The sequence below is a fragment of the Prevotella jejuni genome (assembly GCF_900187995.1).
Classification (GTDB): Bacteria; Bacteroidota; Bacteroidia; order Bacteroidales; family Bacteroidaceae; genus Prevotella; species Prevotella jejuni.
The window spans coordinates 78,366-104,709 of the sequence record NZ_FZNZ01000013.1 but is presented as its reverse complement, the minus strand read 5'-3'; the positions used below and the strand labels follow the sequence as shown (position 1 = coordinate 104,709).

The following is a 26,344-nucleotide window of genomic DNA, read 5'->3' as shown; positions in this document are numbered from 1 at the left end:
AGGTTTGATAAGTCTTGACGTTGAATATATTGACGGCACAAAGATAGAATCGAAAGCCAACAAGTATACCTTCGTTTGGAAGAGAACCGTGGAAAAGAACCGCGCCAAGTTGCAGGAATAAATACGCACTCTCTTGCTTCAGGTTGATGATGTCATAGCGCAGGACAATGCCGCTAAAACAGAAGGTGTCGAGTTTACTGCAGCTCTGCTCGATGAGATATCCGAGGAATTGAACAAGTCTTTGGAATCAGCCCCTGAGCCTAAGACAAAAGAAGAGAAGCAGGCTGTTAGAACCAAGAAAAAACAGCTAAAGAGCTTGAGAAGAAACGTAATAAACTCCAGGAGTATGACCAACAACTTGAGGTTATGGGAGAGAGAAACTCCTACAGCAAGACCGATCCTGATGCCACGTTTATGCACATGAAGGAGGATGCTATGCGGAACGGACAGACTAAGCCTGGATATAATCTGCAGATAGCAACTGAGAACCAGTTTATCACCAACTTTGCACTCTATGCTAACCGTACAGACACGCTCACACTTTCTTCTTTCTTGGAGTCTTTCAAATCACGCTATCATCGTTATACCAAGACAGTCGTAGCCGATTCGGGGTATGGCTCCGAGGAGAACTATCTGTTCATGGACGTACATAATATGGAAGCCTATGTGAAGTATAACTACTTCCATCAAGAGCAGCGTCCACGCTACACACCTAACCCATTCAGTCCCGCAAGCCTTTATTATAATAAGGAACAGGATTTCTACGTCTGCCCTATGGGACAGCACATGAAGCGTATAGGTATGAAGCGTTCCCTAACCCCTAACGGATTCGTTACTTACAGCGTACGTTATCAGGCAGAACGCTGTGATGGTTGTCCGTTGAGAAGCTCATGTTTTAAGGCAAGAGGGAACAGAATTATAGAAGTAAACCACCAACTACAGCACTATAAACAAAAGGCACGGGAACTACTGACCTCGGAAGAAGGCATCAAGCATCGAGGACGAAGGTGCATAGAACCTGAAGCTGTTTTTGGACAAACAAAATATAATAAAGCCTATAAGAGGTTTAGGCATTTTGGAAAAGACAAGGTCAATATGGACTTTGCCTTCTTTGCTATTGCCTTTAACATAGGGAAAATGTGTAGAAAAACCAATCTCAAGAAACTAAAAGCCGTTATGGAGGTACTTTTAGTAACCTTCAGATGCTCTATACAAGTTTATATAGGCTATTTAAAGCCCAATAAATCATTTTATATGAAATTAGCAGCATAGCTGCAGTAAATAACGAATTATGTGGTAGACAAGGTGAAGGAAGAATAAAGAGTATGTATCAATTTTGACACACCCTCTTTTTAGTATATATCCTTGTTAATCATGTACTTTTTGTTTTATGACCATTTGTATTAGCCAATAGGTTCTCCAGCACGGGTAACATACGATTGAGGTTACCATATTGAATCATAAAGTTCCAGAAAGGTTCAAACTTCTTCCACCCTCCCATATAAAAGAGATGAGCCAATTGCTGCTTTATGTTATCGTGCCCAAAGCTTGCCTTAAAAATATTACTCCATGAATAGAAGTTACGGTAAGCCCACTCGTAGCCTTGTTTTAACTCTTCTGCGGTCAATCCCAATGTTTTGTACACAACCGTTCGGGTATCATACTTGCTCCAGTCGTAGGATGTAATCCGTCCATCTCGTTCCATCTGTTGAAACAGACGAGTTCCTGGATAAGGAGTTAGAATATGGAAGGTAGCTGTTGTTATGCTATGTTCAATCCCCCAATCAACAGTTCTTCGAAATACGTCTTTATCATCATGGTCAAGTCCAAAAACAAAACTTCCGTTAATCATTATACCAAGACTATGCAGTCGTTCAACAGCTGCTACATAATCTTTCGATAAGTTTTGTAGTTTGTTACTTGAACGAAGATTGTCTGGAGAAAATGTCTCGAAGCCTAAAAACAAACTTCGTAATCCTGCCTCGGCAGCTTTTTCTATCAAATTACCATTTTGTACTGCTGCAACTGTAGAGGCACTCTGAAAAACTCTACCCATACCGCGCATACCTTCAAATAATTCTGATGCGAAGTGAGGATTACCTAAAAGATGATCATCAAGGAAATAAAGATGTCTGCCAGGCAGACTATCAATTTCAGCTAAGGCATCGTCTACCTTTCGGGTGTAAAACGATTTACCCTCGCTATAGAAGGCATCCTTGTAGCAAAAGTCACAATGATGAGGACAACCACGGGAAACAACAAGCGAGTTTGGTACAAAATACTTCTCTCCTTTAATAAGGTCACGACGTACAGGAGGAATGTTTTCAATGCTTCTCCAACTTGCTACATATCGCTTTTGAGGGTGTCCTTCGCGTAAGTCTTTGATGAATCGTGGGAATGCTTCTTCCCCTGGCCCTAAGATAAGTGTGTCGGCGTGTAGCGCAGCTTCATCAGGAAGACTTGTAACATGAAGTCCTCCCATAACTACATACACACCTCTTCTTCTATACTCATCAGCAATCTTGTAAGCCCTATAAGCATTAGTAACGTAGACTTGAATACAAACCAAATCTGGAGTATCATCCAACTTTAGTTTCTCAATGTGTTGATCTTGTATCTCTACATCGTCATTTTCAGAGAAATAAGCTGCAAGTGTAGCTAATCCCAAAGGTGGAAAAAGCGAGTATTTGATTGGTCGCCAATAAGGGCTTTCTGCCTCTTGCAACGCTGGTAATATCATTTTTACCCTCATGCTATCAATTCTTTATTCTTCAAGATACTATATTAACTTAATAGGGCGGTTAATTATGTAAATCCAATTAACACATAGCTCTTAGATACCAAACTATCGTTCTTAACAAATATGTTATACAAAAGTCGTTATTACATTTCATATATGCAAACTTTTTTCAAGAAAACTCAATTCGATTAAACTATACTTACATTTTCTTTTCTAAAAGAGATATATTCTGTTTCTATCATTAATATTCTTGTCATAGCTGTGTTTTTTCATAGAATAAAAGAAAAAGACAACGAAAAATTTTGAGGTATGAAAATAAAGTACTATCTTTGCACTCGCATTTGAGATAATGCTTGGTAATTCGGTTAAAGGCCATCTTGGAAGGATGGGTGAGTGGCTGAAACCAGCAGTTTGCTAAACTGCCGTGCGCATTCGCGTACCGGGGGTTCGAATCCCCCTCCTTCCGCTTTATCTCATAATCTCAAATGTATTTTGGTCGATTCATCTAATGGTTAGAATACAAGATTCTCAATCTTGGCATAGGGGTTCGATTCCCCTATCGACTACCAAACACCTCTTAGTAAGAAATAATTATTCTGGTCGATTCATCTAATGGTTAGGATACAAGATTCTCAATCTTGGCATAGGGGTTCGATTCCCCTATCGACTACCAAAAGAAAGTTCAGCTATTAAGCTGGACTTTTCTTGTTTTATATGATTGGTGAATTTTGGGGTCAGTTCTAAAGCCCAATTGCAAGCCTATCCCCCTTAAGCACATAATTTCATAAGTCTATATAAAAAGAAAGGAATATCTGTCACTCCTCCGAACAATGCCCTGAATGCCTTAAATTTAATTTGCTGTCACTACTGTCATCTGTTATATATTCTTAACTTGTTGGTTCACAGAAAAGTAGATGAAATGTTAAAAGTGACAGGAAATTAAAATAAAAATATTCTTGTAAGATATGTATATATACGATGAAGTTAAGAATAGCTTTATAATAAAATCATTCTTGTCTGCTTAAACTCATACCGGTCGTTAGATTCTAAACATATTTTGTTTTATTATCGAGCAGATAGGTTATCTTTTTAGCGCAGGCGTATCGTACTATGTTAAGTTACAAAGACAGACAAGATACTGATAAGAAAATAAAAGATGTTAGGAAACAATATCATAGTAATAAAACTATATAATGACTGATTATGGTTAAATACATGCCAGTAGATTAAGCTATTTACCCTTAGAATATACATTTATTGTCGTAAGTAACTCTCCTACTTTATTGTTTCTTATAAGCATTTATGAAAACAAATTTGGATGTGTTGTGTGAATTAAAGTTGGTATAATGTGCTAAAACAAATAAAGGCTATAGGAAATCCTATAGCCTTTTATTGATTGTATCTTTATAGAATTAATTCTTAAAGAACTCCTTGACGTCCTCGTTTGGGACCATCTGCTCATCGAAGATGTAAGCACCAGTCTTAGGGCTCTTTACCATCTTGATAACCTTTGAATATGCGCGACCATCCGTAGAACCTTCGTGGAGGGTAGCGACCGCTTTCTTTGCCATAGTCTATTAATTTTAACTATTAACTATACTACTCTTTTTAGCGAGCTTACTTAATCTCCTTGTGAAGGGTAACCTTCTTCAGAACAGGATTATACTTCATGAGCTCAAGACGCTCTGGAGTATTCTTACGGTTCTTTGTAGTTACGTAACGACTTGTACCAGCTACACCGCTGTTCTTCATCTCGGTACATTCCAAGATAACTTGGACTCTGTTTCCTTTAGCTTTCTTTGCCATGATATTTAGTCTCCTATTACCTTAATGTCCTTCCAGTCAACATAACCCTTAGAAACAGCCTGCTTGAGTGCTGCATCAAGACCTACCTTGTTAATAAGACGAAGACCAGCAGCACTAATCTTCAGCTGAATCCAGCAAGCCTCCTCTACGTAGTAGAACTTCTTGCTGAAGAGGTTAACGTCAAAGCTTCTCTTTGTACGGTGCTTTGAGTGAGACACGTTACAACCTATCTGTGCCTTCTTTCCTGTGATTTGACAAATCTTAGACATTTCTATCTTTGTTTTGTGATTCGTTAATTGATACCTATTCCAAACAGGGTGCAAAATTACAAAAAAGTTTCAAATGAGCAAAACTTTTACTACAATAATTGTTGCTTTTAAGCTTTTTTGCGAGTTTATTCGGACTTAATATCTAATTCTTTTAGGAAATCAAGGAATAGACGGATTGCTTTGTTTGTTGCAATGGCAAGATTTATGTCACGTCCGAAGTCTTCGGTTAACTTAAATGTTCTTACCTCATCTTTGTTGCCATATGCCAACCAAATAGTACCCACTGGATGTTCTGCTGTACCGCCTCCAGGGCCGGCTACTCCTGTAGATGCAATGGCAAAGTCTACTCCAATAGTTTTTATAGTGCCTAATACCATCTCACGTGCAACCTCCTCTGATACTGCACTTTTCTCCTCAAGTACTTCGTGAGATACGCCAAGTAGTTTCTCCTTTACTTCATCCGTATAAGCAACTACTCCTCCTTTATAATAATTAGATGATCCTGGGATAGCCATAATCGCTTCGCTGATACGACCACCTGTGCAGCTTTCTGCTGTTCCAATTGTGTAACCTGAAGCATAAAGGATGTCACCAATCTGACGTGATATTATCTTACTTTCAAATTCCATAAACTTATTCTTATTATAGGACTTTATTTTATTATTATTCAAAAGTTACTTTACTAAATACAGGAATATCCATCTTTGTAAAGTCTTTGTCTTGATACTTGAAGTTACCTACACTGGCAATCATTGCTGCATTGTCTGTCGTATAGCTAAACTTCGGTATGTAAATCGTCCAACCATAACGCTCTGCATGGTCATGGAACGCATTACGAAGCCCATTATTAGCCGATACGCCACCCGCAACTGCTACATGCTTAATGCCTGTTTCTTTAACAGCTAAGCGCAGCTTTTTCATAAGTATGTCAACTATCGCATGCTCAAGACTGGCAGCAATGTCTTCTTTATGATGCTCAATGAAGTCTGGGTCTTCCTGTACCCACTTTCTCATATTATATAAGAATGATGTCTTAAGACCAGAGAAAGAGTAATCAAAACCAGCTACATTTGGTTCTGCAAACTTATAAGCCAAAGGATTACCTTGGCGTGCAAGCCTATCAATGATTGGACCACCAGGATAACCGAGTCCCATTACCTTTGAACACTTATCTATTGCCTCACCAGCTGCATCGTCAATAGTCTGACCGAGTACTTCCATATCGTTATAGGCATTTACTTTAACAATCTGAGAATTACCACCAGAAACCAAGAGGCAAATGAATGGGAATGGAGGCATGTGATTGTCGTCATCGCTTTCCTTGATAAAGTGAGCCATAACATGACCCTGTAAATGGTTTACTTCTATCATTGGGATATTCAAAGAACGAGCAAAACCTTTGGCAAAATTTACACCAACCAAAAGACTACCCATCAATCCAGGACCACGTGTAAAGGCTATGGCTGAAAGTTGTTCTTTGGTAATACCTGCACGCTTCAACGCTTGGTCAACAACAGGTACCACGTTCTGCTGGTGTGCTCTTGATGCAAGTTCAGGAACAACTCCTCCGTAAGCTTTATGCACCTCCTGTGAGGCTGTTACATTACTGAGGATAACACCATTCCTCAAGACAGCAGCACTTGTGTCGTCACAACTGCTTTCTATACCTAATATATAAATATCTTCTTTTACCATTTTCTGTTAGATTCTCTCCTAAGAGAATAAAAGACATTAATGTGTCAGAATCTCTAATCCATGTTCTGTCATAACGAAAGTATGCTCCCACTGAGCTGAAGGCTTCTCATCACCTGTGATAACCTCCCAACCATACGGGTCGTCAGCATCAATAAAGACTTTCCATGTACCCATATTAATCATTGGCTCAATGGTGAATACCATACCAGGAACCAGTAACATACCAGTACCTTTATGTCCATAGTGAACAACATCCGGCTGCTCATGGAACTCGATACCAACACCATGCCCACAGAGGTCACGTACAACACCATAGCCATTCTTCTCGGCATGCTTCTGAATAGCATGACCGATATCACCTACAAAGGAATAAGGCTTAGCTGCTTCTGCACCAATCTCAAGGCATTCCTTCGCTACACGAACTAATCGTTCCTTCTCAGGTGTTGTCTTTCCTATGATGAACATACGACTTGCATCAGCATAATAGCCATCTACAATCGTGGTCATATCAACATTGATAATATCACCTTCTTGAAGAACATCTTCTTTCTTTGGAACACCATGACACACAACTTCATTAATACTTGTGCATACACTCTTAGGATATCCCTCATAGTTCAAGCAGGCAGGGATTGCATTATGGTCCTTGCAATACTGCATACAGATATCATCAATCTCCTGTGTATTCATTCCTGCATGGATAGCCTCAGCGACAGCATCCAAGCAGCCAGTATTGACTATACCACTCTTTCGGATACCTTCAATCTGCTCAGGTGTCTTAATCATATCACGTGTAGGAACGAGTTTGCCCTTCTTCTCAAGAGCCATTATCTTTAAGTCCATTTCGGTTGGCTCCTGTCCTGGAAGACAATGCCACCTTTTCTTTTTCAACTGCATATCGTCAATTTTATCTTTTTACAAGAATAAAGCAAACAAGTATAAGAAAACAATCTTTTCTCCTTATATGCTTACTTAGTCTTTGCAAAAGTACTATAATTCAAAGACAATACAAAATAAATCAAGTCCTTTTTAGATGTCTCAAAGCCATAGACTGCTATAAACTCTTACATCTTGTAATTTATTAAGCTAAACGTATAGCTATGACAAACACAAAAAAGTTCGCGAACTTTTTTCGATTTGTTCGCGAACTTTACATTGGATGTCTTAGACAAAAGAATTATATCTTTATTAATCTGCAGGAACTGGACCTGGATTTTCGTTCTTTTTCTCTGTCTTCTTTTCCTTCTTTGCTTTCTTTTCCCCTGGTGTTACCTGCTCAAAGGTAACATCGTTTAGCGTGAAATACTTACGAGAAGCAAGGAGTTTCACAACAGGCTTCTCAATGTGCTGTTGTGCACGAAACTGTTCGCCTTTCAAAACAGCCTTACTCTTAAACGAAGGTGTCAAAGTCCCAAGGTCGCCAAACTCTACGATGTCACCATTGGCTACAATGTCACGAGCGGTTTCACTCGCAAGATTAAGCACGGCAGCTACCTCTTGCGCATTAAAGGTTGTTGACTTAGCAATACGTTCACAAAAGTTGCGGAAGTCAACACGCTGTCTGCCTGTCGGGCGCGCTACGATTACAGTCTTCCCTGCTTGTTTTCCAATATTCAGTTTCTGTTCTTTTAAGATAAATTGAATAGGTTTATTAGCCATATTGTTATTAAGGGGGCTCCTCTTGTTAACCTCCGCAAGCCGGAGACCTTAAACTTGCGGAGGGGTGATAATTTTATTGATGTTATTAAAAATAGTTACTGCTATTCTAGATAATTCAGAACAACGAAAATATAATTAATAGTGAATAAATGGACGAATAGCTACAAAAGAAATAAAACCAAATGCATTATTCTTTGGTGCATCATATGAACCGTCTAAGCTATAATAATATGTTACATCTGAAGTCCAAGGGTTGATGTGACTTGCCGTAACATTAATCTTCATAGCAAAATAATCATTTGTTGAATATTCAGATGCAGACATATACCTACCACCATAAACCAAACTTGGGGTACCTATAGGAAGTGTCTTTTCAAGATGATACAAAGGTTCTCCACCTCCACGCTTAAAGCCAAACTCGTCGGCAGTTGATTTCCAATCAGTAGAAGGTTCTGCAAACTGCCTATTAGATAGCCTTAGGTTCTTCACATAAAGATCCCACTCTGCAATTGTAGGTAAGAACCATTTATGATTACTGAGACCTCCCGTCAGCGTAACACCAGCATCATAAGTTGCAGCCTTATGGAAAGCTGGAAAGTTGACAGCATCATTAGCACGCAGGACACCATTTTTTGCATAAGTTGAAGAATAACTATAATCTTCACCATTAAAATCATTTAAATGATTGTTCAGTACAGTACTTGTATTAGGATTACTTTGTTCATTTAGAGTACTCCAGAAATATCCAGTCCCACCAGCATCATTCCAATGTGCCGCATCCTTTAAAGCTATAGCTAGTCGCTTACTTCTACTTACAACCATACCGACTGGGGTATGGGAAGAAAAATCTGCATCGGTATACTGGCCAGTTGTACCATCACTGTAGAGGTAAATATAGTTGTATTTCAATGTGATGTGGAGTATATAAGAACCATTTTCTTGCATCATTGTTTGATTACTAAATGTCCAGGTTCGTTTGTTTGTAATAGGGATATTGAATCCCATTCCGCTGTTAAGAGTCATCTTAAAGTCTGCGATTTTGGCTCCAGGACAAACGTACAAATATTTTCTTGGCCACATATATACATAAGTATAATCATTATTTATATTTGCAGAGAACGCTGCTGTATTCCCATATGAATAAGCACGAGTAGCAGGGTCAAACATAACCTGCTGCGGAATGTCATTGACAGAAGAAAGTGTAGCTTGTATCCCCAATGCTCTGTAACCTTCAGCATCTATTTCTGGTCTAATGCGACAGCCAACATGCTTCATATCAAAAGTTACTTTTTGTAATTTGGGAGAAGTTGCGATATTTACATTTTCAGCGACACCTATTCTAGCCTTCTCAATATCAGATTGTGATACTTTCCAAAGACTGCCTGAGACATCAATGCCATCATTTACACAAATAAAAGTATAGGTGCCAGGTAAAAGTGACATTCCATCAATACCTCCGTCTGGAGTAAAAGTGTTACTTGCCATTGTTCCTGTGATCATTCCTTTTTGTACACTCCCTTGATAAGCATATACACGGTAATTTCCGTCAGCAAGAGCACGTGTTGTTGCAGCTTGCTCCTTCTTAGATGCTTTTGTTGTATCGCGTTCTAAACTTACCTCTGCAAAGAAATCGCCCATCGGGACAATCTGCTTTTTACTTAATTCTGGCTGTGAGGCACGCGTTTTTCCTTCAATAGAATCCCCCGTATTATAATCTACAAAGTTCATGTTAAAAATAATGTTTTTTGCAACATCTACGGTCTGTCCTTTATCCATGTTCTCGTCACTACTACAAGCTGAGAAAAGAATCAGAAACATAGCACTAAAAAGTGCCGATAAATAAACTCTCTTTTTCATTGTTTTTTGTTTAATACAGTAATTTGCTTTAGTTGTCATTTTAAGGAGCAACTTCACTCGTTGTTCCGAACCAGCTATCGTCAGGATTACTACCATTCTTATGAGGAGTTCCTTCAAACCGGTTATCATAGCCCCAGTTCTGATCATTTGAGGAGTTCTCATTAACAGTGACATGAATAGACCCCGTTAGCAAGGGGCACTCTGCCTGTACCATTGTAATTGTACACCACGGAGCAAAATACTCCTTTTTCAGTTTCTTTTTTCTCATTGTTATCAATAATTAAAATAGTTATTTCTTCGTGCTTTATTTCAGTTCATGTAGGGATATAAAAAATGAACAAAGGAAACTCCTAAAAGTCCTTTGTTTACCATGGTTATACACGGCGAGCCTCGCGCGCGTATGAACAAAATTAAAAAATAAGTTAAGCCTGCTCTATGAGAGAGAGAGAGAGAGAGAGAGTACAAAATTATTTGGAACTACCAAATAATTTACTATCTTTTTTTCAACTTTTTTACTCTCGTCCATCAATGAATTAGATACAGCAATAGCATGGCGAACACCTTTGTTTTGCAAAGTGCTACGCTTATTAAAATTATTATTTATTGCTTGTATCATCGTGATTAATCCCTAATTCGGACGCAAAAGTAACAAAAAAGATTAAAATATCAAAGCGAATCAAGAAAAAAAATAAAAAATAGACAGAATGACATAGTTAATAAGGTTCTTAAAACTATGTCATTCTGTCTATACAGAAAGCTTTTAGACTTATTAAAAAAGGTTTAGTTTATTCTCTCTTGCCTTACTTAAAGACATTACCTTTTGTTGTTCTTCTTTATAACCTGCACGGAGTTTCTCGTATGTTGCATCTAACTCTTTGCAGAAATGTTCACGCTCTTTGTCATTAAGCAGTGCTGCTGCTATGGAAGGATTGACAGAAGCGTCTTTAACCCATACAACTGGAGCATCGTATAATGGGGCTATCTTCAGTGCAACATGAAGTTGAGAAGTTGTTGCGCCACCAATCATAACAGGAATGTTCAGTCCTGCTTCCTTAAAAGCTACAACACTATTTACCATTTCCTGAAGACTTGGTGTAATGAGGCCAGACAGTCCAATCATGTCTACATTCTCTTCCTTGGCTTTCTTAATAATCTGGTCAGCTGGCACCATAACACCCAAATCAATTACTTCATAGTTGTTACAAGCCATCACAACACCCACAATATTCTTTCCAATATCGTGTACATCGCCCTTTACTGTAGCCAATAGCACCTTTCCTGCAATAGCCTTACCGTCTACCTTCTCCTTTTCAATATGAGGTTGAAGGATAGCTACAGCATCTTTCATTGTGCGGGCAGTCTTGACAACCTGTGGTAAGAACATCTTACCAGCACCAAACAAGTCGCCTACTTCATTCATACCCTGCATCAAAGGACCTTCAATAATATTCACAGCGTGTGGATACTTCCCCAATGCTTCATGAATATCCTCATTCAAATAGGTTGAAATACCTTTGCGCAGTGCATATTTTAATCTATCTTCCAAAATGTCATTACGCCATGCTTCCTGCGCTATTTCCTGTGTAGCACCCCCATTCTTTTGTGCTTCTTTTTCCTCAAGAATCTTGTTAGCTAATTCTATCAGTAGTTCGTCGGCTCCTTCTACCCTATCCAGAACAACGTCTTCAATTATCTTCAGATGGTCTTCTGGTATATCGGCGTATGTCACTTTGGTAGCTGGATTGACAATGCCAAAGTCCATACCCACCTGAATAGCATGATAAAGGAAGACGGCATGCATAGCCTCACGGATATAGTTATTACCTCGGAAACTAAATGAAAGGTTACTTACACCACCACTAACGTGCGCACCAGGTAGGTTCTTCTTTATCCATTCCGTTGCACGGATGAAATCGACAGCATAGCTGTTATGCTCCTTCATACCCGTACAAATAGCAAGAATATTAGGGTCGAAGATAATATCCTGAGGTGGGAAACCCACTTTCTCGGTAAGAATCTTATAAGCTCTTTCAGCTATCTCGATACGACGCTCATAGCTTGTTGCCTGTCCCTCTTCATCAAAGCACATCACAACAACAGCTGCACCAAAGCGTAGCACATCCTTTGCGTGGCGAATAAATACCTCTTCACCTTCTTTCAAAGAAATAGAGTTGACAATTGCCTTACCCTGTACACACTTCAAAGCAGATACAACTACCTCCCAATCAGATGAGTCAATCATCAATGGAACACGAGCAATCTCTGGTTCTGATGAAATCATATTGACGAAATGAGCCATCTCATCTTTTGCCTCCAACAGACCGTCGTCCATATTGATATCCAGTACCAACGCACCATCATCCACCTGTTTGCGAGCAATTGTCAGCGCCTCCTCGTAGTTCTTTTCTTTGACTAAGCGAAGGAACTTACGGCTTCCTGCAACATTACAACGTTCACCAACGTTTACAAATGATATTTCTGGGGTCAATCGGAACTGCTCAAGTCCAGAGAGAATCATCTCCTTTGGTGCATCAACAGGTATATGAGGTTTCTTTCCTTCAACAACTTTTACGTAGCCTGCAATGAACTCTTCCGTTGTTCCACAACAGCCACCAATGATATTCACAAGCCCTTCATCCACGAATGAAGCCATCTGTGGCACCATGATTTCTGCTGTTTCATCATATTCCCCCATCGAGTTTGGCAGACCTGCATTTGGATGGATGCTTATATAATAAGGTGCTTTAGTAGCTAACTCCTTCAAATAAGGGCGCATCTGTTCTGCTCCGAACGAACAGTTAAGACCAACAGAAAAGATAGGATAAGACGATACTGATGCAAGGAAAGCATCGAGTGTCTGACCACTAAGCGTTCTTCCAGACAGGTCGGTAATGGTCACTGACAGCATAATAGGTAAATCGACACCCGCCTTCTTCATTTCAGACAATGACGCATCAATTGCTACTTTAGCATTAAGCGTGTCAAAGATAGTCTCAATCAAAATAGCATCAATTCCCCCTTCTATCATCGCTGCAACCTGCTCGCTATAAGCATCAAAGAGTGCATCATACGTAAGGTCACGCTTAGCAGGGTCGCTTACATCAGGCGACATCGAACAAGTCTTGTTCGTAGGACCAATACTTCCTGCAACAAAACGAGGTTTATCGATGGTTGAAAATTCATCAGCACACTTACGTGCAAACTTTGCTCCAGCAAAGGCTATATCACGGGAGAAACTCTCCATGTGATAATCTGCCTGCGAAACACGCTGTGCAGAAAAGGTATTTGTACTGATAATATCTGCTCCGGCCTCTAAATATCTACGATGAATTTCCTCTATAATATCAGGGCGTGATAGATTCAGCATATCATTATTACCCTGATAATTGAGCATCTGTAAAAGTTCAAGGTCACCACGGAAATCCTTCTCCGTCAAGTTATATCCTTGAATCATAGTGCCCATAGCACCATCTAAAATCAGTATCCTATCTTTAATGTTATCCCTTAACTTCATTACCTTTTTAATAGTGCTTCTTTGCCCGATCCATTTCTCGTCGGTCCTCCTTCTCTTTTAGTGTCTGTCGTTTGTCGTATTCTTTCTTACCTCTTGCTAAGGCAATGTCAACCTTTGCTCGTCCGTTCTCATCAATAAAGATAAGTGTTGGAATAATAGTGAAACCCGGAGTCTTTAAATCGGCTTCAAGGTTGCGTATTTCTTTTCGGTTCAATAGGAGTTTACGAGGACGTTTTGCCTCATGATTGGCATACGAACCATAGAAATAAGGAGATATGTTCATCCCCTGAACCCACATTTCACCTTTTGTTATATAGCAGTAAGAATCAACCAACGAAGCCTTACCAGCACGTATAGACTTTATCTCCGTACCAGTAAGAGCAATACCTGCTGTGTAAGTATCAACGAAGAAATACTCAAAAGAAGCTTTCTTATTTCTTATCTGTACAGGTGATTTCTTTCTTTTCTCTTGTTGTTCCTTATTCATTTTCAATTGTTGCAAAATTCTCAATATGGTCATCGATATAGGCTGCAATCATTGCACACCAACGTTCTTCATTGACCACAAACTCATCATCAAACTCGTCAAATTCAGGCATCTGTTCATATAAAGCCATGAAATCTTCATCAGATTCAACAGCTTCAATCGCCTCGTGATACTTTTCGTAATATTTCTTTCCGTGACGAATGTGTGTGTATAGCTCACGAATTCCCCAGTTGCGCATTGCTACGGCAAAAGGGTTTTTGAAGATAAAAGCACCATAACCATTGTATATCAACTGGACATAGCCGCCATCCATCACCTCCTGATGCAGATAACTCCACGCCAACAATGTTATCTGGTCAGCATTTAGTTGCTGCATAGCTTCCAATGTCAGTTTGTTATCTATTGCATTGCCAATGGCATCAACAAAGACCTGAACAAAACTGTCCATTCCTTCTTCAACGGCTTTGCGTATATCGCTATCTTTTACTTTGACGTCAATCATTGTTATATCTTTTGTTATACAAATCTAAGAGCTGTGCAAGTATCGGCAGAGAAAGACAGTCTTCAAACAACTAAATGTAGCTTGTTTCCATTTTGCCGAATGCAGCTTATCTTCTGCAAAAATAATGCAAACGAGCGCAAAGGAAGCTTGCTTCCATTTTGCCGAGTGCAGCTTATTTTCTGCAAAGATAATGCAAATGAGCGCAAAAGAAGCTTGCTTCTAATTTGCCGAATACAGCTTATCTTCTGCAAAGATAACTTTTTTTTCTCGATTAAGTCTTTTAGAAACGGTATTTCTTTCTTATCAGCCTATATACAAGCGATTACAGAGCTTATATTTGCTTGTTTTTTAGTTTTACTTGTGCTTTTTCCTATATCTTATTATGAACGTAATAACCATTAAACTAACCTGTATGTATTATCAAATATATTTACATGTACGATGGTGTTTTTACTTATAAATAAAGTGGACAACAACATCTATGCATTCAATATATAGTGCACTACATCAGTGGGTTATGTATACGCCAAAGTCAGAGACGTCTAATTAAGTTCTTGAAGGGCGTTAACAACATATAAGAAAGGCGTCTTCTGCAGTGTTGATAAGCCTTGTCTCGAACGTTGTTAGGCATATACTCAAAACAAGGAAGGAAAAGATATTACAAAAGAACATGCTGAACAACAGTTCTCCTGATTGTCTTATCGGCTACTCCTGTTCTGTTGTATAGATGTAAGTATAAATAGGAGCAAGCTTGTTTTCATGCTTCCCTACCCTCCCATTGAGTCTTTTTTTAGCTACAGAAAAGGCCCACCCATAAAAATGAGCAGGCCTTGTATTCTATCATTATAGTTTGATTAATCCTCAACTGGACTGAAATCATCCTTACCAACACCACATAGAGGGCATACCCAATCATCTGGGATATCCTCAAATGCTGTACCTGGCTCAATGCCACTATCTGGGTCTCCAACCTCTGGGTCATAGATATAACCACATGTATTGCATTCGTACTTCTTCATAATGCTTTGTTTATAATGTTTAAGAATATTGTTATTTTGAATTATATCGTGTGCAAAGTTACAAGTATTTTGGAATAATTACACATTTAATTAGTTAAAAAATGCTATCATCATAATGCTTTTCTTTTATGCACAAAGACGAAATCTATTGATTTACATACGAGTACGATGATTATAGTCGATAATGATGTACCCTTTAAGGATTGAGCTCGTACAACTCACTCGGTATCTTTCGTTTCAAGACTTCGACCATAAAATCCTTCCCAACAACTATTCCACTGTCTCGCAAAACAGTCTCAATTGTCTTCTTAGCTAACTCTGGATGATTGTTTTCATCACTCAGATGGCACAGCCAAACATGGTGTAATATGGGAGAGGCGTTCTCTACAAGTGCTTGTGCACAGGCCTCATTACTTAAATGACCATTAGGTCCACTAATGCGCTCTTTCAAGTGTCGTGGATAAGGACCAGCTATTAATTTCTCCGGTTCATGATTAGCTTCGATCACTAAGTAATTAGAAATGGAAATAAAGTGAGCTATCTCCTCTGTTATATGACCACAATCTGTTATCAACGTAAACCTAATACCATTATGTTCTATTGAATAACCGACGCAGTCTGTACTGTCATGAGGGACTTCAAATGGCGTTACCTTGAACTCACCAATAAGTTTCTCTTCTCCTTTCTCCAAGTATCTAACGAACTGCGCATCTACTTTTCGCCTCACACACCAGTTTTGGCTAATCCCCGAATGAACTTTTTCTGTTGTATATACAGGTAGTTGCAAATCACCACTTACCGACCCAACCGACTTAACATGGTCAGCGTGATCGTGGGTAATGAGCATATTATGAACCATTTTTAATTGCAGTCCGTAATTGTGGAAATGCTTCTTTAGCGTGCGAATACCGACCCCGCAATCTATCATAAGACAATCTGTGTCAGTAAACAAAAGATAGCAATTACCACTACTACCGCTGCCAAACGATAAAAACTTTAGCATTTTATTTTTATTTTAGGCAAATGTAACAAAACTATTCGGATAGACAAAATATTCTATACACTTACCTCTTGATGCTTATTAATTTTAGGAATAATTAATTATAGATGTTTCTACGAATCAACTAAAACGGTAGTCCAACGGCAAAATGGAATGTAAAGTCACGCTTTAAGTTAGGATGCCACAACGCATAGTGGTCTTCCACACTCGTATAAGCCGGATTTATCGCTTTCATACCACCATCAAAACGAATGATGAAGTAATCGAAGTTAAGACGAAGACCGAGTCCGTAAGCTACTGCTATTTGCTTGTAAAAATCTTTGAAAAGGAACTGTCCACCTGGTTGATCGGCATAATCGCGTAGTGTCCAGATGTTTCCTGCATCTACGAAGGCCGCTGCGTCAAGTTTCCAAAACAGATGTGTACGATACTCTGCATTCAAGTCAAGCTTCATGTCACCCGTCTGATTAATGAAATCTATTCGACCATCAACACCTCTGAACTTTCCTGGTCCTAATTCTCTCACACTCCATCCACGCACAGAATTGGCTCCACCAGAGAAATACCTCTTCTCGAATGGGAGGACAGTACTATTCCCGTATGGGATAGCGATACCCAATCCTCCATGCAAGGCTAAGGCGTTTCGTTCGTCAAAACGAATCACCTTTGTATAATCAAAGTCAAACTTTGCATACTGCGCATAGGCTATATTAAAGAGTGTACGCTTTCCTTCACTATTCTCCTTAAACCTAAAGATACCACTTAAAGCATTTAGCATATTACCAGCTAACTCGACCTTTGCTCTAAGCGCATAGTTAGTACTACTATAGTTCAGGCCAAATCCTGTTCTTAAGATGAACAAGTCTTGATAGTTATAACGCAAGATAGCATTACGTGTCGTCACATTGTCGAGGTAATCATGCTTAAAGGTTTCACTAATCCAAGGCATATATACATAGCTAAGATTAAGTAAATCAAAGTCGTATGTCAAGTGATGTGCAGGATTAGACCAGTGGTATTTCCATGCAGAAGAGAAGACTCTCCGATGGAACTCTGGTCTGTTTTGCAGGTTCCAACCCACTGATACTTCTGATGTTGCACTACTTCTCCTTTTGAATTCCTTAGAGAGAAAAGGCGCTAAGAAGCGTGGGAAGCGCAGATGTGCTTGTACGCTATACTCCTCATAATCACTATTCTTATAACCTTCAAGACCTTTGATGGCCTCAAAAGCAGCTCGAAACTCCAAGCTTAAATGCTCGCTACCCCTAAAGAGGTTCCTATTCTGATAAGAGAGAACAACTGCAGCACCTAAGTCACCAGCCGTGTTCGTTCCCTCTGGTTGGAATGATATGGTGTTAGGCTTATTGTTTGATACTTGGATGTCAGCATCTAAATAATGTGTAGACGAGGTTGTATAGGTGAAAGCCTTACCTATTTTCAGACTATCATAACGAGGTGCTTCTCTAAAGTTTATATTTGTGTAACGAACAGCACCCAGTCGTGAGAAGTTATTATAAGTCTTTTGTAAATCGGTGGCAGAGAAGTACTTGCCCTTCTCTATCAGTGTATTATCTTCTAAGATACCCTTTCTAAGATGGAAACCCGTTGAGTCTCCAGGGATGAAATTTACACTATTAATAACATATCGAGGATGGAGTGTAGGAGTAGAATTGCTGTTCTCAACATACTTCATCAAATGTAATGTTACGTTCACATGCTGTCTACCTTGCGTAGAGTCGGCTGTGTAATAGATAAAATCCTTGTGAAACCGATAGTATCCAGAGTCGTTAAGGATGTGTGTGAGTCTTTTACGCTCATTATCCAATGATGTAACCGTAAATTGTCGTGGACGTTTTGTATCTGAGTTGAGCTGCGACTCCAATACTCTCCTTATGACAGAGTCCTCTATCTCATAGTTAAATCGATCAATGATGTATGGCTCTCCGGGGTGAAGAAAGTAATTAAGGACAAGTTTCTTACCTCTTACTTTTTTCTCCAAATCGACAGTAGCATTCATATAACCCATGTTCTGCAACGCAACAGTCAGGTCTTCAGAGGAAAGACGAGCCTGAACAGAGTCGTACAACACAGGTTCTTCGCCCATTTTACGGAGTGTGCGATTAATCCATCTTGTGGTATCTTTCCCTGCCATGGTGTATGTTCCTAATGGTATCTTGAATAGAGAGAACCAGCGTGAATTACCTTTTTGGCGTACGTATTGCATAAGAAGTGACGAATTAACATCCTTCTTATCAGAGTGTAACTCAACCTTATCCAATAGATATTGTCCGTCAGGAACAAACTTATCTGACGAACATGCCACGACAATAAATATCGTCATAACGACAAAGACAGGTGCAATTAATCTATATAACTTTAAAGATAGCATTGATATCCTAATTATTTTAGCAGCAAAACACATATAAGTGAGTGCAAAGAAAGTTCACTTTCAATTTGCCGAACGCAGCTTATTTTATGCAAAAATAATGCAAGTGAGCGCAAAGAAAGTTCACTTTCGATTTGCCGAACGCAGCTTATTTTATGCAAAAATAATGCAAGTGAGCGCAAAGAAAGTTCACTTTCATTTTGCCGAACGCAGCTTATTTTATGCAAAAATAATGCAAGTGAGGGCAAAGAAAGTTTACTTTCAATTTGCCGAACGCAGCTTATTTTATGCAAAGGTAGTAAAAAGTTAAGAAGTAATAGGCTGTGACTGGATAGTTTTTTGTAAATTTGCGAAGTGTTATCAAAAAACAAGATTAAGCTTATCCGGTCTCTTGAAACCAAAAAAGGAAGAGAGAAAGCAGGATTGTTTGTGGCAGAAGGACCCAAAGTAGTCAATGATCTGCTGCACGAGGGATTTGTGGCAGAAACGATTTTAGACGATTTAGACGATATCAAGAAGGTGTCTTTCCTCCAACATCCACAACCGATATTAGGCGTGTTCAGAATGTCTAAGGAGGATGAAAAACATTCAAACGAATACTCAAGTATCTTTAGTAAACATATTGAGGGCCAACTTGTTTTAGCTCTTGACGGCGTACAAGACCCAGGAAACCTTGGAACTATCATTCGAATTGCGGACTGGTTTGGTATTGAAGACATCTTTTGTTCGCAAGAAACAGCTGACTGTTGGAACCCAAAGGTCGTTCAGGCAACAATGGGAAGTATTGCGAGAGTTCGACTCCACTATCTAAACTTGAACGAGTTGATAGACCATCTCCCTGCTGACTATCCTATCTATGCCACCCTCCTTGACGGCAACAACATCTATGAGCAGGAACTCTCCCATCACGGAATAATTGTCATGGGAAACGAGGGGAACGGTATCACCACACAACTAAGAGCCAGAATCAATCGAAAACTACTGATACCAAACTACCCACCAGAGCGAGCAACGGCAGAGTCATTGAACGTGGCCATTGCTACCTCTATCGTTTGCGCAGAGTTCAGACGGCGATAACGCCTACTTCTGTGGGACAAGTAACTACTAACCGACAAAGAATCATAATATGATAGACTTACAACAATTGGTCAGAACAAATATTAGAGCACTCATCTCTGACGTTGATGCAAAAGCTGAACAGACTGAAAGAGATGCTCAACATATTATGCTTGATGCAAACGAAAATCCATATAACAAGCCTTTGAACCGTTATCCCTCTGACAACCAGGCTGCGGTAAAGGAGGAACTGGCAAAGTTGAGAGGTGTCACTCATAGAGAGATTTTCCTAAGCAATGGGTCTACGGAGGCGATAGACATTTGTTTTCGTATTTTTTGTCAACCGAAGATAGACAACGTTGTAGCCATTGAACCCACTTGTGAACTATACAGACGCTTCGCAAGACTGAATGATATTGAGTATCGCCCAGTACTATTAGATGATAGCTTTCAATTAAGTGCTACGAAGCTTTTGAAGGCTTGCGACAGGCATACAAAGCTCATTTGGCTTTGCTCTCCGAACTCTCCAAGTGGTAACATACTGAATATCACCGAAGTAGAAAAGCTACTAAAAGCGTTTAACGGTATTGTTGTAATTGATGAAGCCTACACTGATTTCTCACGTCTACCAGCCTTTCGAGAACGACTATCAGAGTTTCCAAACATGATAGTACTCAATACTTTCTCTAAGGCATGGGCAAATGCAGCTATCCGTTTGGGTGTGGTCTATGCACAAGAAGCAATCATTGATATATTTAAGAAAGTAAGTAATCCTTATCCAATCAATCAACTCACACAAGAACAGGCACTTGATGTTCTCAAACATCGGTACGACATTGAGGACTGGATAAAGATTCTTTTGTTAGAACGCAAACGTATGATGCTTGCTTTTGAGAGCTTAGCTTGTTGTGAAAAAGTTTATCCATCGAATGCTAACTTCTTCTTAGCAAAGATGAAAGATGCACAAAGCGTGTATAACTATTTGTGCCAAAAAGGAATCAAGGTAAGGAACTGCTCCAACCTATCATTATGTAACAACTGCCTAAGAATAACGATAGGTGCCAAAGCAGAGAACGCAGAAATCCTTGGCATACTTAGATATTATAAACCAACAAAATAGCTTTATTGATAGCCTATCCAACTTTTTGTTTACTGTCTAAAACATTCCTTATAGCTTTTGAGATGCTTTATCAGTGAGGGAAAGAAAACTCCTATCTATTTCTATCAATGTCATCCATAGAACTATCTAAGTAATTATTTCAAACAACGAAAAGGTTATTGAAATTGCGAAAAATCATTACATAGCATTAAACTAAACGGCATCTATATAAGAGTATATTATCTCTTAAATAATAGTTTGTAACCTACAAGAACTCAATATGTTACATATAGCATTAAAGAAGACGCCTTTCTTGCTTCAAGAAGGGCGTCTTCTGCATGCAAGAAAGGCGTGTTCTTAATCGTTGAAAGGCACCTTCTTTCTGCTTAAAGAGCATGTAGTGGATTCATGGGGAGCGAAAATAGTTGACAAGAAGAGGAGAAAAAGACCTCTCCCCCAGCCCCGAAGACCTCTCCCCCAGCCCCTCCCCGAAAGGGAGGGGAGCGCCTAACGGGACAAAATTCGCCGTGATTTTGTATGTTAAAAGTAAGAATTAAAAGCTTTACTCAAGCCATCAACACCCATCATTCAACACTCAACACTCCATATCTCTAACCATCAACACCTATCATTCAACACTCAACACCTATCATTCACCACCCAACACCCATCAATCAATGGGCCTAATAAACACGTGGACCAAAGATGGTTGTACCCACACGAACCATCGTTGAACGACATTCAACGGCAATGTCATAATCATGGCTCATGCCCCATGAACGTTCTTTGAATGCTGAATCGTCTGCAAAGTACTTCTCTTTTAGCTCATCAAAGAGGTCGGCTGCTAACGTCATCTCACGCTTTATCTGCTCACGATCATCAACGTTAGAAGCCATCATCATTAGTCCAGAGATATGCACATTCTTCAGTTCTTTCCACTCGCCGTTGGCTAACAGTTCACGACAAGCATCAGGACTAAAACCATATTTCGACTCTTCTTCTGCGATATGAAGCTCTAAAAGGACATTGATAATCCGATTATGTTTAGCAGCTTGCTTATCGATTTCCTTCAATAACTTGAGTGAATCGACAGCTTCAATCATAGAGATATAAGGTGCAATATACTTTACTTTATTGGTTTGAAGATGACCAATAAAATGCCATTCGATATCTTTGGGGAGCGTATCAACCTTATGTGAGAGTTCTTGTACTTGACTCTCACCAAAGAGACGTTGCCCCTCTTGATATGCAGCCTCAATATATTCGTTAGGATGAAACTTACTGATGGCAACCAACTTCACACCATCAGGAAGAGTTCCAAGAACTTTGTGTAAATTATTTGCTACATCATACATAATCGTAAGTACCTTAGATTCTTATCTCTTTATTTCTCGTATTCAGGCTTCTCGTCCTTGTCGTTCTTCTTACCAGCACGATGTTCGAAGACATCCATAATCTTTGTTTCGGCAATACCAACAATCTCATAGTCGATCATTGTAGAACTCATCACCTCTTCTACATGCTTAACAGCGCCACTCACAGAGTGGGCCTGAACAAGATAAGTCACTGAAGAGCGCTTCTCCTTCTCGGTCTTCTCGTCTAAGGTGATGAATGCGAGCCTTGCCTTAAACCACTTGTCATCAGTATCAATATCACTGAAGAAGATCTCACCATACGCTGCTGGAGAGATTGCCTTAACGTCAAATTCACCACTGACATAGTGTGACATTTCTTCAGTTATAAACTCTTCAGCTTCAGAGAAACTGAAGGCATCAACAACATACTGCTCTATGACCTTCTTATTCTGACCATCTTCCATGGTCTTATCATATCTAACTCGTGTTTCAAACCAAGTACTTGTTCTACTTCTCATAATTATTCTTTATTTGTTATGACCATCTCTTCCCTCGCAAATATCCTAACTTAAGAAGAGTAAAAGCTGTTTTTATAGATATGCAAAAGTAGTAAAAAATCTGCGTTAATCGGCTAAAAGTGCGGTTAAAATAAAAAAATTGTCTACCTTTGCAGTATTGTATAGAATGAAAGAGTAGATATCTTCGACTCTCATTCATTATCGGGAGAATAAATAAAGTCATTATGCCGGAAATATCAGTTCGTGGACTTGAAATGCCGGAGTCACCTATTAGAAAACTGGCTCCACTTGCCGTTGAGGCAAAAAGACGTGGTATAAAAGTTTATCATTTAAATATTGGTCAACCAGATCTGCCTACTCCACAATGCGGGTTGGACGCTTTGAAGAAGATTGACCGTACACTTTTAGAATACTCACCTTCCCAAGGTTATCTTTCATACAGGGAGAAGTTATGCGACTTCTACAAGAAGTTTAATATTAATGTCAAGCCAGATGATATTATCATAACGGCCGGTGGCTCTGAAGCCGTGCTCTATTCCTTCATGGCTTGCCTAAATCCTGGAGACGAGATAATCGTCCCTGAACCTGCATACGCTAATTACATGGCATTTGCAATATCTGCAGGTGCGAAGATAAAGACGATTGCAACCTCCATAGAAGAAGGGTTCGCCCTACCTAAGGTTGAGAAGTTTGAGGAACTTATCAACGAGAAGACACGTGCTATCATGATATGTAATCCGAACAATCCTACGGGTTATCTATACACAAGAAGGGAGATGAATCAGATTAGAGACCTTGTTAAGAAATACGACCTCTACCTCTTCTCTGATGAAGTCTACCGTGAATATATCTACACTGGGTCGCCATATATCTCTGCAATGCACCTACAGGGAATAGAAAACAACACCGTTCTTATCGACTCTGTGTCAAAGCGTTATAGCGAGTGCGGTATTCGTATTGGTGCACTTATCACGAAGAATGAAGAGATTCGCAAGGCTGTCATGAAATTCTGTCAGGCTCGTCTTTCTCCCCCATTGATTGGACAGATTGTAGCAGAAGCAAGTCTTGACGCACCTGCTTCCTACTATCGTGATGTCTACGATGAATATGTAGAGCGTCGTAAATGCCTTATTGATGGACTAAACCGCATCCCTGGTGTCTACTCTCCTATCCCTATGGGCGCCTTCTACACAGTAGCTAAACTCCCTGTTGACGACTCCGACAAATTCTGTCGTTGGTGTTTAGAGGAATTCAACTATGAAGGTGAGACTGTTATGATGGCACCAGCAAGTGGCTTTTATACTACTCCTGGCGCAGGACGTAACCAAGTTCGTATTGCTTATGTACTGAAACGAGAAGACTTACAGCGTGCCTTGGTTGTGCTTCAGAAAGCTTTAGAGGCTTATCCTGGACGTGTAGAAGAAGAATAATGGGATGTTGACTGGGGATTGTTAGATGATGAAGAATAATAGTATAAATTATTCAATACACTTATATGTAGCAAATTCTTCATCATACGATATTCTTCATTCACTACCTATATTGCACTAATTCATCATCACCCTATATTCAACACTCATCATTATAATGAACTATCCACTTTTTATTGCACGTAAGATATATAACGGAGGAGACAAGACACGTAAGGTGTCAAAGCCTGCTATTACGATTGCTACAGTTGGTGTCGCAATCGGCTTGGCCGTTATGATTGTATCTGTCTGTGTTGTTTTAGGGTTTAAACATACTATTCGGGATAAAGTAATTGGGTTTGGAAGTGATATAACAGTGGCTAATTTCCTTACACTTCAGGGTTCAGAGCAATATCCTATACAAGTAAACGACTCACTTATCAAGGTTCTTAAAGATGTTCCTGGGATTAAGCATGTTCAACGTTATGCTTATACACAAGGTATATTAAAGACGAATGAAGATTTCTTGGGTGTTATGCTTAAAGGAGTAGGACCTGACTTTGATACGACCTTCATACATAACAATATGGTAGAGGGTAGCCTACCCCATTTCTCTGATAAAGAAAGTCATCAGAAACTGGTTATCTCTAAGACCATAGCAGACAAACTCAATCTAAAGGTAGGACAACGTATTTTTGCATACTTCATCAACGACCAGGGTGTAAGGACTCGTAAGTTCACTATTGCTGGGATATATGCTACAAATATGAAACAGTTTGATTCACAGATATGTTTCACTGATTTATATACAGCAAACAAGCTAAATGGATGGGAACCTGACCAATATAGCGGTGCTGAACTACAAGTAAACGATTTCTCTCAGCTTAATCCTATTAGTTCTCTGGTGCTTAGTAAGGTTAAAAATACAGTCGACCACTATGGAGAGACTTACTCATCAGAGAACATCATTGAGCAGAATCCACAAATCTTCTCTTGGCTTGATTTGATGGACTTAAATGTCTGGATTATCCTTGCACTTATGATTGCTGTAGCTGGTGTGACGATGATTTCAGGGCTATTAATTATCATTCTCGAACGTACACAGATGATTGGTATATTAAAAGCACTTGGTTCTCGAAATCGTCAGATACGTCATATCTTCCTTTGGTTTGCTACCTTTATTATTAGTCGAGGTCTACTGATTGGTAATATTATAGGCTTTGGTATCGTATTCTTACAGAAGTGGACGGGATTAATAAAACTCGATCCACAAACATACTATGTAAGTACGGTACCCGTAGAAGTAAACCTTCCATTTGTTATTGCGCTCAACCTCGCTACTTTGTTAGTTTGTGTTGTTGTCTTAATTGCACCAAGCTATCTAATTAGTCATATCCATCCTGCTAAATCAATGCATTATGAATAGGTGATTGAAGACGTCTTCCTGATCTTCGCATACGATAGTAACAGTTACAAAACAACATATAATAAGGGATTATAAAGACTGAGTATTACAATATTTATAGGTGATAAAGACATGTGGATATCCTCCAAATTACTTTTCTTAGTAACGCTATCTTTTACTCTCTATGCTTGTAAGCCCAAGGAATACAAGCAAAACAAACAACAGGAAACTGACATACAGTTTATTAACAACCAAGACCTCCATTACAAGATATTGAAGGTTGCTTGTGATTCTTGCTTCCCTATTCATGATATTGGCTATCGTGTTCTCATAAAACTTTCGAACAAGGAGGATAGTATCATTAAGACTATCAAGAGAGAAACATGGTTGTCTCTCCTTCAAGACTCCACAACTGACTATGCAACGAACGCTTTACTGTATAGCCTATACGAGCGAGACGCAATTGTCCTACTCTATCATAGAGATATCAATGACTGGAGACTTTCGATGAAAGAAAGTGATTTAATCTTTTGGAAAAAGCATATTAAGTAATAAGGGTTACAGTCAT

Annotated in this window: 25 protein-coding genes, 3 tRNA genes and 1 pseudogene; 10 read left to right on the top strand and 19 right to left on the bottom strand. The window is 39.3% G+C overall.

The annotated features are described in order from the left end of the window. A pseudogene (locus tag CHB62_RS06680) lies at window positions 1–1,272 on the top strand (IS1182 family transposase); the annotation flags it as partial. 100 nt (window positions 1,273–1,372) lie between these two features. Here CHB62_RS06680 and CHB62_RS06675 read toward each other — a convergent pair. Beyond that, a complete protein-coding gene (locus CHB62_RS06675; RefSeq protein WP_089366199.1) occupies window positions 1,373–2,752 on the bottom strand; it encodes a B12-binding domain-containing radical SAM protein in 1,380 nt (459 codons plus the stop codon). Window positions 2,753–3,119: 367 nt separating this feature from the next. Between CHB62_RS06675 and CHB62_RS06670 the strand changes: the two genes are divergently transcribed. From CHB62_RS06670 to CHB62_RS06660, 3 genes are all read left to right on the top strand, one after another. Further along, window positions 3,120–3,206: transfer RNA gene (locus tag CHB62_RS06670), tRNA-Ser, on the top strand. A gap of 28 nt (window positions 3,207–3,234) precedes the next feature. Continuing rightward, window positions 3,235–3,309: transfer RNA gene (locus CHB62_RS06665), tRNA-Glu, on the top strand. 29 nt (window positions 3,310–3,338) lie between these two features. Beyond that, window positions 3,339–3,413 (top strand) — tRNA-Glu (locus CHB62_RS06660). A gap of 739 nt (window positions 3,414–4,152) precedes the next feature. On the opposite strand, the gene CHB62_RS06650 is transcribed toward CHB62_RS06660, so the two are convergent. The 16 genes from CHB62_RS06650 to tamL form a co-directional block, all read right to left on the bottom strand. Continuing rightward, on the bottom strand, window positions 4,153–4,311 hold the full coding sequence (locus CHB62_RS06650) for a DUF4295 domain-containing protein (RefSeq protein WP_004359785.1): 159 nt from the start codon (window positions 4,309–4,311) through the stop codon (window positions 4,153–4,155). A gap of 46 nt (window positions 4,312–4,357) precedes the next feature. Continuing rightward, window positions 4,358–4,546, bottom strand: a complete 189-nt coding sequence (gene rpmG, locus CHB62_RS06645; protein WP_004359784.1) for a 50S ribosomal protein L33 — start codon at window positions 4,544–4,546, stop codon at window positions 4,358–4,360. A 5-nt stretch (window positions 4,547–4,551) separates the two neighbouring features. Continuing rightward, on the bottom strand, window positions 4,552–4,815 hold the full coding sequence (gene rpmB, locus CHB62_RS06640; RefSeq protein ID WP_004359782.1) for a 50S ribosomal protein L28: 264 nt from the start codon (window positions 4,813–4,815) through the stop codon (window positions 4,552–4,554). Between the two features lie 125 nt (window positions 4,816–4,940). Further along, window positions 4,941–5,444 (bottom strand): CinA family protein, encoded by a 504-nt coding sequence (locus tag CHB62_RS06635; RefSeq protein ID WP_004359777.1) that lies wholly within the window; start codon window positions 5,442–5,444, stop codon window positions 4,941–4,943. Window positions 5,445–5,478: 34 nt separating this feature from the next. Further along, window positions 5,479–6,510: a tRNA (adenosine(37)-N6)-threonylcarbamoyltransferase complex transferase subunit TsaD gene (tsaD, locus tag CHB62_RS06630; RefSeq protein ID WP_089366198.1), complete on the bottom strand. Its 1,032-nt coding sequence runs from the start codon at window positions 6,508–6,510 to the stop codon at window positions 5,479–5,481. 36 nt (window positions 6,511–6,546) lie between these two features. Continuing rightward, window positions 6,547–7,407: a type I methionyl aminopeptidase gene (gene map, locus CHB62_RS06625; RefSeq protein ID WP_004359774.1), complete on the bottom strand. Its 861-nt coding sequence runs from the start codon at window positions 7,405–7,407 to the stop codon at window positions 6,547–6,549. Window positions 7,408–7,698: 291 nt separating this feature from the next. Continuing rightward, window positions 7,699–8,169 carry an HU family DNA-binding protein gene (locus tag CHB62_RS06620; protein ID WP_089366197.1) on the bottom strand — a complete coding sequence of 157 codons (471 nt, stop codon included), beginning with the start codon at window positions 8,167–8,169 and terminating at the stop codon, window positions 7,699–7,701. A gap of 135 nt (window positions 8,170–8,304) precedes the next feature. Then, a complete protein-coding gene (locus CHB62_RS06615; RefSeq protein WP_141240405.1) occupies window positions 8,305–10,026 on the bottom strand; it encodes a hypothetical protein in 1,722 nt (573 codons plus the stop codon). Between the two features lie 40 nt (window positions 10,027–10,066). Then, window positions 10,067–10,294 (bottom strand): hypothetical protein, encoded by a 228-nt coding sequence (locus CHB62_RS06610; RefSeq protein WP_089366195.1) that lies wholly within the window; start codon window positions 10,292–10,294, stop codon window positions 10,067–10,069. A gap of 165 nt (window positions 10,295–10,459) precedes the next feature. Next, window positions 10,460–10,642, bottom strand: coding sequence for a hypothetical protein (locus CHB62_RS06605; RefSeq protein ID WP_141240404.1), 183 nt, complete (start codon window positions 10,640–10,642; stop codon window positions 10,460–10,462). 153 nt (window positions 10,643–10,795) lie between these two features. After that, entirely contained in the window at window positions 10,796–13,540 is a 2,745-nt protein-coding gene (gene metH, locus CHB62_RS06600) for a methionine synthase (RefSeq protein ID WP_089366193.1), read from the bottom strand. A gap of 7 nt (window positions 13,541–13,547) precedes the next feature. Continuing rightward, window positions 13,548–14,027, bottom strand: a complete 480-nt coding sequence (gene smpB, locus CHB62_RS06595; RefSeq protein ID WP_089366192.1) for an SsrA-binding protein SmpB — start codon at window positions 14,025–14,027, stop codon at window positions 13,548–13,550. Next, window positions 14,020–14,529, bottom strand: a complete 510-nt coding sequence (locus CHB62_RS06590) for a DMP19 family protein (RefSeq protein ID WP_089366191.1) — start codon at window positions 14,527–14,529, stop codon at window positions 14,020–14,022. The genes smpB and CHB62_RS06590 overlap by 8 nt, the downstream gene beginning before the upstream one ends. An 854-nt stretch (window positions 14,530–15,383) precedes the next feature. After that, the gene (rd, locus tag CHB62_RS06580) at window positions 15,384–15,548 is read right to left on the bottom strand and encodes a rubredoxin (RefSeq protein WP_009010690.1); all 165 of its coding nucleotides are present in this window, start codon (window positions 15,546–15,548) and stop codon (window positions 15,384–15,386) included. Between the two features lie 196 nt (window positions 15,549–15,744). Further along, entirely contained in the window at window positions 15,745–16,551 is an 807-nt protein-coding gene (locus CHB62_RS06575) for an MBL fold metallo-hydrolase (protein ID WP_009010689.1), read from the bottom strand. Between the two features lie 121 nt (window positions 16,552–16,672). Continuing rightward, window positions 16,673–18,889 carry a translocation and assembly module lipoprotein TamL gene (tamL, locus tag CHB62_RS06570; protein WP_394341637.1) on the bottom strand — a complete coding sequence of 739 codons (2,217 nt, stop codon included), beginning with the start codon at window positions 18,887–18,889 and terminating at the stop codon, window positions 16,673–16,675. An 85-nt stretch (window positions 18,890–18,974) separates the two neighbouring features. Between tamL and CHB62_RS06565 the strand changes: the two genes are divergently transcribed. Genes CHB62_RS06565 through hisC form a run of 3 tightly spaced genes read left to right on the top strand, consistent with a single transcriptional unit; the run spans window position 18,975 to window position 21,110 of the window. Further along, entirely contained in the window at window positions 18,975–19,244 is a 270-nt protein-coding gene (locus CHB62_RS06565) for a biotin synthase (RefSeq protein WP_240616309.1), read from the top strand. Between the two features lie 44 nt (window positions 19,245–19,288). Continuing rightward, window positions 19,289–20,011, top strand: coding sequence for an RNA methyltransferase (locus CHB62_RS06560; protein ID WP_089366188.1), 723 nt, complete (start codon window positions 19,289–19,291; stop codon window positions 20,009–20,011). Window positions 20,012–20,060: 49 nt separating this feature from the next. After that, the gene (hisC, locus tag CHB62_RS06555) at window positions 20,061–21,110 is read left to right on the top strand and encodes a histidinol-phosphate transaminase (protein ID WP_089366187.1); all 1,050 of its coding nucleotides are present in this window, start codon (window positions 20,061–20,063) and stop codon (window positions 21,108–21,110) included. Window positions 21,111–21,772: 662 nt separating this feature from the next. Here the strand turns inward: hisC and CHB62_RS06550 are convergent. Further along, window positions 21,773–22,444: a YggS family pyridoxal phosphate-dependent enzyme gene (locus CHB62_RS06550; RefSeq protein ID WP_009010684.1), complete on the bottom strand. Its 672-nt coding sequence runs from the start codon at window positions 22,442–22,444 to the stop codon at window positions 21,773–21,775. 29 nt (window positions 22,445–22,473) lie between these two features. After that, on the bottom strand, window positions 22,474–22,962 hold the full coding sequence (locus CHB62_RS06545) for a DUF4494 domain-containing protein (RefSeq protein ID WP_009010683.1): 489 nt from the start codon (window positions 22,960–22,962) through the stop codon (window positions 22,474–22,476). A 224-nt stretch (window positions 22,963–23,186) separates the two neighbouring features. On the opposite strand from CHB62_RS06545, the gene CHB62_RS06540 reads away from it, so the two are divergent. From CHB62_RS06540 to CHB62_RS06530, 3 genes are all read left to right on the top strand, one after another. After that, window positions 23,187–24,392 carry a pyridoxal phosphate-dependent aminotransferase gene (locus tag CHB62_RS06540; RefSeq protein ID WP_089366186.1) on the top strand — a complete coding sequence of 402 codons (1,206 nt, stop codon included), beginning with the start codon at window positions 23,187–23,189 and terminating at the stop codon, window positions 24,390–24,392. A gap of 157 nt (window positions 24,393–24,549) precedes the next feature. Next, entirely contained in the window at window positions 24,550–25,797 is a 1,248-nt protein-coding gene (locus CHB62_RS06535; RefSeq protein WP_089366185.1) for an ABC transporter permease, read from the top strand. A gap of 111 nt (window positions 25,798–25,908) precedes the next feature. Next, window positions 25,909–26,328: a hypothetical protein gene (locus tag CHB62_RS06530; RefSeq protein WP_240616308.1), complete on the top strand. Its 420-nt coding sequence runs from the start codon at window positions 25,909–25,911 to the stop codon at window positions 26,326–26,328. Window positions 26,329–26,344 lie beyond the last annotated feature (16 nt).

What these genes read in the sequence shown, in the direction of transcription:
- CHB62_RS06620 (WP_089366197.1), bottom strand. Translation starts at nt 8,169, where the DNA reads ATGGCTAATAAACCTATTCAATTTATCTTAAAAGAACAGAAACTGAAT.
- CHB62_RS06615 (WP_141240405.1), bottom strand. Translation starts at nt 10,026, where the DNA reads ATGAAAAAGAGAGTTTATTTATCGGCACTTTTTAGTGCTATGTTTCTG.
- CHB62_RS06575 (WP_009010689.1), bottom strand. Translation starts at nt 16,551, where the DNA reads ATGCTAAAGTTTTTATCGTTTGGCAGCGGTAGTAGTGGTAATTGCTAT.
- CHB62_RS06675 (WP_089366199.1), bottom strand. Translation starts at nt 2,752, where the DNA reads ATGAGGGTAAAAATGATATTACCAGCGTTGCAAGAGGCAGAAAGCCCT.
- smpB (WP_089366192.1), bottom strand. Translation starts at nt 14,027, where the DNA reads ATGAATAAGGAACAACAAGAGAAAAGAAAGAAATCACCTGTACAGATA.
- CHB62_RS06635 (WP_004359777.1), bottom strand. Translation starts at nt 5,444, where the DNA reads ATGGAATTTGAAAGTAAGATAATATCACGTCAGATTGGTGACATCCTT.
- CHB62_RS06530 (WP_240616308.1), top strand. Translation starts at nt 25,909, where the DNA reads ATGTGGATATCCTCCAAATTACTTTTCTTAGTAACGCTATCTTTTACT.
- CHB62_RS06550 (WP_009010684.1), bottom strand. Translation starts at nt 22,444, where the DNA reads ATGTATGATGTAGCAAATAATTTACACAAAGTTCTTGGAACTCTTCCT.
- metH (WP_089366193.1), bottom strand. Translation starts at nt 13,540, where the DNA reads ATGAAGTTAAGGGATAACATTAAAGATAGGATACTGATTTTAGATGGT.
- tsaD (WP_089366198.1), bottom strand. Translation starts at nt 6,510, where the DNA reads ATGGTAAAAGAAGATATTTATATATTAGGTATAGAAAGCAGTTGTGAC.
- rd (WP_009010690.1), bottom strand. Translation starts at nt 15,548, where the DNA reads ATGAAGAAGTACGAATGCAATACATGTGGTTATATCTATGACCCAGAG.
- CHB62_RS06605 (WP_141240404.1), bottom strand. Translation starts at nt 10,642, where the DNA reads ATGATACAAGCAATAAATAATAATTTTAATAAGCGTAGCACTTTGCAA.
- hisC (WP_089366187.1), top strand. Translation starts at nt 20,061, where the DNA reads ATGATAGACTTACAACAATTGGTCAGAACAAATATTAGAGCACTCATC.
- CHB62_RS06650 (WP_004359785.1), bottom strand. Translation starts at nt 4,311, where the DNA reads ATGGCAAAGAAAGCGGTCGCTACCCTCCACGAAGGTTCTACGGATGGT.
- CHB62_RS06535 (WP_089366185.1), top strand. Translation starts at nt 24,550, where the DNA reads ATGAACTATCCACTTTTTATTGCACGTAAGATATATAACGGAGGAGAC.
- tamL (WP_394341637.1), bottom strand. Translation starts at nt 18,889, where the DNA reads ATGACGATATTTATTGTCGTGGCATGTTCGTCAGATAAGTTTGTTCCT.
- rpmB (WP_004359782.1), bottom strand. Translation starts at nt 4,815, where the DNA reads ATGTCTAAGATTTGTCAAATCACAGGAAAGAAGGCACAGATAGGTTGT.
- CHB62_RS06540 (WP_089366186.1), top strand. Translation starts at nt 23,187, where the DNA reads ATGCCGGAAATATCAGTTCGTGGACTTGAAATGCCGGAGTCACCTATT.
- map (WP_004359774.1), bottom strand. Translation starts at nt 7,407, where the DNA reads ATGCAGTTGAAAAAGAAAAGGTGGCATTGTCTTCCAGGACAGGAGCCA.
- CHB62_RS06590 (WP_089366191.1), bottom strand. Translation starts at nt 14,529, where the DNA reads ATGATTGACGTCAAAGTAAAAGATAGCGATATACGCAAAGCCGTTGAA.
- CHB62_RS06545 (WP_009010683.1), bottom strand. Translation starts at nt 22,962, where the DNA reads ATGAGAAGTAGAACAAGTACTTGGTTTGAAACACGAGTTAGATATGAT.
- rpmG (WP_004359784.1), bottom strand. Translation starts at nt 4,546, where the DNA reads ATGGCAAAGAAAGCTAAAGGAAACAGAGTCCAAGTTATCTTGGAATGT.
- CHB62_RS06610 (WP_089366195.1), bottom strand. Translation starts at nt 10,294, where the DNA reads ATGAGAAAAAAGAAACTGAAAAAGGAGTATTTTGCTCCGTGGTGTACA.